The sequence below is a fragment of the Micromonospora sp. URMC 106 genome, from assembly GCF_051386395.1.
Taxonomy (GTDB): domain Bacteria; phylum Actinomycetota; class Actinomycetes; order Mycobacteriales; family Micromonosporaceae; genus Micromonospora.
In genome coordinates this window covers 1-7,841 of the sequence record NZ_JBPQTP010000180.1, presented here as the reverse complement: position 1 = coordinate 7,841, position 7,841 = coordinate 1, and the positions used below count along the sequence as shown (strand labels likewise).

The 7,841-nt window shown below is 73.9% G+C and carries 5 protein-coding genes and 1 riboswitch; of the genes, 2 read left to right on the top strand and 3 right to left on the bottom strand.

Annotated elements, in window-relative coordinates:
* Window positions 1–296 precede the first annotated feature (296 nt).
* The 3 genes from ACSNOB_RS30900 to ACSNOB_RS30890 form a co-directional block, all read right to left on the bottom strand.
* Window positions 297–3,119 (bottom strand): ATP-binding protein, encoded by a 2,823-nt coding sequence (locus ACSNOB_RS30900; RefSeq protein WP_436690863.1) that lies wholly within the window; start codon window positions 3,117–3,119, stop codon window positions 297–299.
* A 293-nt stretch (window positions 3,120–3,412) separates the two neighbouring features.
* A complete protein-coding gene (locus tag ACSNOB_RS30895) occupies window positions 3,413–4,444 on the bottom strand; it encodes a T3SS (YopN, CesT) and YbjN peptide-binding chaperone 1 (RefSeq protein WP_436690861.1) in 1,032 nt (343 codons plus the stop codon).
* Complete coding sequence (locus ACSNOB_RS30890) at window positions 4,431–4,790, bottom strand: hypothetical protein (protein WP_436690859.1); 360 nt, start codon at window positions 4,788–4,790, stop codon at window positions 4,431–4,433. The genes ACSNOB_RS30895 and ACSNOB_RS30890 overlap by 14 nt, the downstream gene beginning before the upstream one ends.
* A gap of 243 nt (window positions 4,791–5,033) precedes the next feature.
* A riboswitch (cyclic di-AMP (ydaO/yuaA leader) is annotated at window positions 5,034–5,205 on the top strand.
* Here ACSNOB_RS30890 and ACSNOB_RS30885 point away from each other — a divergent pair.
* Complete coding sequence (locus ACSNOB_RS30885; protein WP_436690857.1) at window positions 5,205–5,822, top strand: transglycosylase family protein; 618 nt, start codon at window positions 5,205–5,207, stop codon at window positions 5,820–5,822. It overlaps the preceding riboswitch by 1 nt.
* Before the next feature lie 184 nt (window positions 5,823–6,006).
* Window positions 6,007–7,841, top strand: a 1,835-nt coding sequence (gene htpG / locus ACSNOB_RS30880) for a molecular chaperone HtpG (RefSeq protein ID WP_436690865.1), incomplete at its 3' end; no start/stop codon positions are given.

Here is a 7,841-nt window from a genome sequence, read left to right as displayed (position 1 = left end):
GTGGGGCGCGGTCCGGGGGGTGTAACGACGTGGGGCCGGCCGGCATTCCGGCCGGCGCCCCGGGCCGTCGGAACGGGCTCGGGGGTCACGCGCTCACGATGGATACAACGACGCGGGCCCTCGGCCCATGCCCGCCCGGCCGGTGGCGCCCGCCACCACAACCCACCACAAACCCGACACACGGCACCCGACGGGGAGACCAGACCTCCCGAACGCGACATCCGGGCTGATCCCGGGTGGGCCGGTGTCGCCTGGCCACCGGGCCGTTCGGCGTCGGGTTCGGGTGGTCGGGGTCGTCAGGGGGCGGGTGACAGGCGGCGCTCGATCGTGACCGTGGTGCCCTCGGCGGTCGACACCATCCGCACGTCGCCGTACGCGTTCATCAGCGTGGCGCCGCGACCCCGGTCCATGGCGGGCCGGCGGTCGCGCCAGGTGCCGAAGTCCCGCACCGAGATCTGGACCGTGCCCGCGACCACCCGCAGTCGCACCCGCACCTCCGGTCGGCTGGGGCGCTGCGCGTGCTCCACGGCGTTGTTGACCGCCTCGGAGGCGGCCAGCAGCAGGTCCTGCACGATGTCCGGATCGACGTCCAGGGCCTCCAACGACGCCCGCACGTCCCGGCGCATGGCCGAGGCCGAGGTGGGCTTCGACGGGTACGTCCATCCGGTCTCCAGCGCCGCCAGGCGCGCGGGGTCCGACACCCCGCCCCGCGTGCGCGGCCCGTTCCCGGTGCTGCCGGGGTCGGTGTCCGGGCCGCCCCGCGGAAACAGCGCGGTCACCCGGCCCGGACCGGTCGGCGTCGGCGCCGCCGTCCCGCCGCCGCGCGCGGCCACCGCCGGATCGTCCCGGTCGGCCGCCTCGGAGGCGCCGGCCGAGCGCTGCCCCCGGACGCGGGCGCCGTGCAGGGTCGCCCGGATCCGGGCGACCAGCTCGCCCGCGGCGAAGGGCTTGACCACGTAGTCGTCGGCGCCCAGGTCGAGCCCTTCGACGCTGGCGTCCCCACCCGCGCGCGCGGAGAGCACCACCACCGGCAGCGCCCGCGTGTCGGCCTGCTGGCGCAGCCGACGCACCAGCTCGAAGCCGTCGACGTCCGGCATCATCACATCGGTGAGGACCAGGTCCGGCTGCTCCCGGCGGATCGCCGCCAGGGCCTGCCGGCCGTCGCCGACCGTCTCCACCCGCCAACCCTGCCCGGTCAGCAGCCGGGCCAGGTACGCGCGCATGTCCGCGTTGTCGTCGGCCACCAGGATCCGCGCGTCGCGCAGCGCGTCCACCGTCCCGTACGGTGACCCCGGCGGCCCGGCCGGTGAGATCGCCGACGCCTGCGCCGGGTCGGCCAGCCAGCCGATCGCCTCCTGCGCGGCGGCTCGGGCCGCCTGACCGATGCCGTCCACGTCCGCCGGTGCGGCGGGCCGCCCCACGGCGCGGAAGGGCAGCGCCACGGTGAACGTCGTCCCGGCCCCCACCCGGCTCTCCACCCGCACGTCGCCGCCCTCCAGGCGGGCCAGCTCGCGGACCAGGGGCAACCCGATGCCGGTGCCCTCGTGGCTGCGGGACCGGGCGCCCTGCACCCGGTGGAAGCGTTCGAAGAGCCGGGGCAGCTCCTCCTCGGAGATGCCGATGCCGGTGTCGGTGACGGTCAGCCGCACCTCCTGCTCGTCGGCGGTCAGCCCGACCCGGATCCGGCCGACGAAGGTGTACTTCAGGGCGTTCGACAGCAGGTTGGTGACGATGCGTTCCCAGTTGACCGGGTCGACGGCGACCGGACGCGGCAGGGGCGGGCAGTCGACCTCCAGGCGCAGCCCGGCGCGCTCCACGGCCGCCCGGAAGACGCTGGCCAGCTCGGCGGTGAGCGCGGCCAGGTCGACCTCGCGGGCGTGACTCTGCGCCCGGCCCGCCTCCAGGCTGGAGAAGGTGAGCAGGCTGTTGACCAGGGTGAGCAGCCGGGTCGCGTTGCGCCAGGCGGTGTCGACCCGCTCCCGCTGCACGGCCGGCAGCGGGTGCTCGTGGTCGGCGAGGGCATCGGCGAGCGGGCCGAGCATCAGCGTCAGCGGGGTGCGGAACTCGTGGCTGACGTTGGTGAAGAAGCCGGTCTTGACCCGGTCCAGCTCGGCGAGCGCCTCGGCCCGCCGGCGCTCCTCCTCGTACGCCCGCGCGTTGCGCACGGCGACGGCGACCTGCTGGGCCAGCAGCGCGAAGAACGACCGGTACGCCTCGTCCAGCCCCCGGCTCGGGCTGACCCCGACCAGGAGCACCCCGAGTGGCTGGTCCGCCTCCGCCGAGGGCAGCGGCAGGGCCAGGGCCGTGCCGACCGGGTCACCCCAGGGCCCGGCGGGCACGGTGAGCCGCTCGGCCACACCGGTGACCTCGGCCGCCGTGCCGCCGGCGGCGGCCGCCAGGCCCCACCCGCGCTCCTCGGCCGCCGGCAGGGTGGCCGGCAGCGCCGCGGCCACCTTCTCGCCGCCGACGCAGGCGACCCGGTGCAGCAGCGCGTCCTCGCGCAGGTAGATCGCGGCGAACGGAACGTCCAGCGGGTGCCCGCCGACGGCCTCGGCGAGCCGGGCGCAGGTGCTCCCCACGTCGACGGTCCGCCCGTCGCCGCGTACGGACAGGTCGCGCAGCAGGCGCAGCCGGCGCTCGCCGACCACCTGCTCGGTGACCTCGCTGCACACGGTGAGCACGCCGACCGTGCGTCCCTCGTCGTCGCGGGCGGGGGCGTGCGAGACGCTGAAGTACGCCTCCTCGCGGTAGCCGGCCCGGTCGAGCAGCAGTTGCAGGGCCGGCACCCAGCTGGCGACCCCGGTCGCCATCGCCTCGTCGATCAACGGGGCCAGCACGTCCCAGCCCTCGGCCAGGGTGACCCGCACGTCGCCGCCGAGCGCGGCGGGGTGCTTGTCACCGATCAGCGCCGAGTACGCGTCGTTGTAGAGCTGGGTGAACCGGTCGCCCCAGAGCAGCAGCATCGGGTAGCGGGAGGAGAGCACCATCCGGACGGCCGCGCGCAGGCTCTGCGGCCAGCCGTCGACGGGACCGAGCGGAGTCTCCGCCCAGTCCAGCCGCGCCATCAGCCGCCCGGTCTCACCGCCCTCGGCGAACAGGTCACCCGTGGGCCGCGTCACCTTCGGTCGCACCCCATCGCAGCCCTCACTTCCGGGCCCGGCCGACCCTTGCTGGCGTTACGCGCTCATCCTGGCACCCGGCCTCCGCTGCACGTCCGCCGGCACCCCAGCGCGTTTCTCTACCCACCCGCCGCCGCGGCCACACCTGCGGACGCATTTCGTTCTCCGGATCCCGGACGGGTCCGCGGCGGCGGTCGCCCGGGGGTCTGCCATACGGCGGGCTGCTTTCGCGGGGGCGGCGGCGGCCGGTCCGGGCCGGCGACGGTCGGTGCGGGTCTGCCGCGCGGCGGCGGTCAGTCCCGGTCGGCGGCGCGGCGGCGCAGCAGCGCGACCGCCTCGTCCACGAGACCGCGCTCGGTGAGCAGCGTGAGCAGCAACGGCAGGGGGCGCCAGTCGCCGTCGTCGACCGCCTGCCGCAGCAGCGCGATCGCCTCGTCGTGCCGGCCCCGGGCGGCCAGCAGGGTGGCCAGCTCGTCGCGGCCTCTCGGGTCGCCCTGCTCGGCGGCGATCCGCCAGTACCGTTCGGCCTCGTCGGCGCGCCCCTCCTCGGCGAGCAGCGCGGCGAGCCGGGTGGCGGCGTGCCAGTCGCCGTGCTCGGCGCGGGCCCGCAGCTCCTCCGTCCGCCCCCGGTCGGCCAGCAGGTCGACCAGGACGCTGCCCGCCCCGCTCGCGCCGGCCCGGTCGAGGTCGCGCAGGTAGCCGGTCGGGTCGGGCACCGCCGCCAGGCCCGAGGACTCCTCGCCGAAGAAGCGGCTGCCGCCGAACTCCCGCCGGAGCTGGTCGTCGAGGTCGTCGGCGAGCTCGACCATGGCCCGTACGGCCAGCAGCAGGTGGGTGGGGACGAAGTCCTGGCCGAAGACGGGGACGGACGCCCAGACCGTGTCGCCGGTGCAGTAGACCCGGCCGACGACGAGACCGTTGGTGAGGTCGGAGAGCCGCCGGTACAGCGACTCGGTCGGCTCGACCCCGGTGAGCAGGGGTGAGAACACGTCGACCAGCGGCGGGTCGTCCTGGGCCCGTACGAAGATCATGGCGGAGCCGACGCGGATGGCGACGTCGCCGTCGGCGTCGACGCGCAGCTGGTCGGCGGTGACGCCGAGGATGCCGGCCAGCACCTCCCTGACCCGCTGGGTCAGCTTCCCGCCGTACTCGGCCTCCCCGACGGGCGCCGGGGCGCGACGAGCCCCCGCGGCGGCCACCGGCCTCGCCGCCAGCGCGGCGGCCAACCTGGTCCTCGTCGGCACGGGCACGGCCGTCGCCGTGGTTGCCGGACGGGCCGCCAGCGCGGAGGCGACCCTGCCCAGCAGGCTCTCAGGCGGCGTCATCGTGCTCGCCGTCCGGTCCGCCGCGCGTGCCGTCGGTCGGCTGGTCCGTCACCCGGACCTGGTCGAACATCTTGGCGATCACGAGCGGGGCCGCCACCCCGAAGGTGAAGCTGGCGAAGGCGGTGGTGGCGAGGCCACCCGCCCCGGCCGCGGCGGCGAGCCCGGTCCCGGCCACGGTCCTGAGCAGCACCGCGAACACGACGATCGGCGCGTCCCGCCGGTCCCGCCACGGCCACTGCCACCGGCCCCCCGACTCGGTGGTGGGGCGCATCATCCCGGACAGGTTGAGCGCCTCGGCCACCGCGCTGCCGACCAGTCCCCACATCGCGGCCATCCATAGAGACACATCCCTACCGTACTGACCGCCGGATGTGGCGGTCGCACCAGCCCTCTGCTCTCCCGGCGGCCACGGTGACGCCACTGTCGACGGTAGAGCCTGACGGCAACGCGCGCCCGCGACGCACAGCCGGGAACGGTCCGCAACCCGGGGCGGCCCGGCAGTGCGGCGGCCGGTGAGGAACTTCACGAGAAGTGGGCAATCGGCGCGAAGCGCCCCTAGCGTCGACCGGGTTCGCGATGGCGAACACCACGGCCGGTAACGCCTAATCCTGCCGCCGGCCGTCGGACCCGGTCACTCAGGCACGGAGCGGGGGACCCAACGTTCCTCGGTGCGCGTCACCTCGGGGTGAAGCCGCCAGCGGCGGCCGGGCTCCTCGGCCCGAACCCGACAGCTGACCTCGCCGGCGTGGAGGAATCACACATGGCATCCGACTACCAGGCCCGTCACCGTCGCACCGTCCGTCGTACCGCCGTGGGCACTCTCGCCGTGGGCGCCGTGACCGGCGCGGTGGCGATCTTCGGCCCGGCCGCCCCGGCCCAGGCCGACAGCGTCAACTGGGACGCGATCGCCCAGTGCGAGTCCAGCGGCGACTGGAGCATCAACACGGGCAACGGCTACTACGGCGGCCTCCAGTTCTCCCAGAGCACCTGGGAGGGCTACGGCGGCCGGAGGTACGCCGCGCGGGCCGACCTGGCCACCCGCGCCGAGCAGATCCGCGTCGCCGAGCGCGTCCTCGACGGGCAGGGCATCGGCGCGTGGCCGACCTGCGGCAAGAAGGGCGGCTCGAGCACGTCGCACACCCCGAAGAGGGAGCGCGGGTCGCAGGCGCCGGCGACGAAGCGCGACTCGGGTGGCAGCGAGCGGCGTGACGCGGGCGGCGCCGGCCGGACCTACGTGGTCCGGCCCGGCGACACCCTGGCGAAGATCGCGACCGCGCACGACGTGGACGGCGGCTGGCGGGAGCTGTACGAGAGCAACAAGCGGGTCGTCGGCGCCGACCCGGGGCTGATCCTCCCCGGTCAGCGGCTCGGCCTCTGACGCGTACCCCTGATGACGCCCGGTCGGGAGACTCCGACCGGGCGTCGTCGTCTCGCGGTGGGCGACGGCTCGTATCCTTTGCGCGAACCTCTCTGGTGGGCTTTCGAGGATGAAAGGACACGGCGTGAGTAACCGGGCCGAGACGTTGGAGTTCCAGGCCGAGGCGCGTCAGCTGCTCCAGCTGATGGTCCACTCGATCTACTCGAACAAGGACGTCTTCCTGCGCGAACTGATCTCGAACGCCTCGGACGCGCTGGACAAGCTGCGCCTGGCGTCGATGGTCGACAAGGACCTGGAGGTCGACACCTCCGACCTCCACATCGAGATCGAGGTCGACAAGGCGGCGCGCACGCTTACCGTCCGGGACAACGGCATCGGCATGTCCCGCGACGAGGTGGTCCAGGTGATCGGCACGATCGCCAAGTCCGGCACGGCGGAGCTGCTGCGCAAGCTGCGCGAGTCCGCCGACGCCGGGGCGCGGCAGGAGCTGATCGGCCAGTTCGGGGTCGGCTTCTACGCGGCGTTCATGGTCGCCGACCGGGTCGAGCTGGTGACCCGGCGGGCGGGGGAGACCGGCGGCACCCGCTGGGAGTCGGCCGGCGAGGGCACCTACTCGGTCGAGGCCGTCGACGAGGCGCCGCAGGGCACCGCGGTGACCCTGCACCTCAAGGCGGCCGACGCCGAGGACAACCTGCACGACTACACCGCCGAGTGGACGATCCGGGAGATCGTCAAGCGGTACTCCGACTTCATCGCCTGGCCGATCCGGATGACCGTCGAGCGGCCGGGCGAGGGCGACGAGACCACGACCGAGACCCAGACGCTCAACTCGATGAAGGCGCTCTGGGCCCGGCCCCGCGACGAGGTCGACGAGGCCGAGTACAAGGAGTTCTACAAGCACGTCAGCCACGACTGGGCCGACCCGCTGGACATCGTGCACATGAAGGGCGAGGGCACCTTCGAGTACGAGGCGCTGCTGTTCCTCCCCTCCCACGCCCCGCTGGACCTGTTCGCCCCGCAGGGCCGCCGCGGCGTGCAGCTCTACGTCAAGCGCGTCTTCATCATGGACGACTGCGAAGCGCTCATGCCGAACTACCTGCGCTTCGTCAAGGGTGTCGTGGACGCGCACGACCTGTCGCTGAACATCTCCCGGGAGATCCTCCAGCAGGACCGGCAGATCCGGGTCGTCCGCCGCCGGCTGGTCAAGAAGATCCTGTCCACCGTCAAGGACATGAAGGCCAACCACGCCGACCGCTACCGGACCTTCTGGACGGAGTTCGGCGCGGCGGTCAAGGAGGGCCTGATCGACGACACGGAGAACCGGGACACCCTCCTGGAGATCCTCTCGGTCGCCTCCACCCACGACCCGGCCGAGCCGACCGACCTCGCCGGCTACGTCAGCCGGATGAAGGACGGGCAGAGCGACATCTACTACGCCACGGGCGAGTCCCGCTCCATGATCGAGAACTCGCCGCACATGGAGGCGTTCCGCGCCAAGGGCTACGAGGTGCTGCTCCTCACCGACCCGGTCGACGAGGTCTGGGTCGAGCGGGTCGGCCAGTACGACGGCAAGACCCTGCGTTCGATCGCCAAGGGCCAGGTCGACCTGGACACCGAGGAGGAGAAGAAGGAGGCCGAGGCCGAGCGCGAGCGGCAGCGCAAGGACTTCGCCGACCTGCTCACCTGGATGGGCGCCACCCTCGCCGACTCCGTCAAGGAGGTGCGCCTCTCCTCCCGGCTGACCACGTCCCCGGCCTGCGTCGTCGGTGACGCCCACGACATCACCCCGACGCTGGAGAAGATGTACCGGGCGATGGGGCACGAGGTGCCGGCGGTCAAGCGGATCCTGGAGCTCAACCCCGGGCACCCGCTCGTCACCGGCCTGCGCAAGGCCCACGAGCAGGGCGGCACCGAGGAGTCGCTGAAGGAGACCGCCGAGCTGCTCTACGGCATGGCGCTGCTCGCCGAGGGCGGGGAGTTGACCGACCCGTCCCGGTTCACCCGCATCCTCGCCGACCG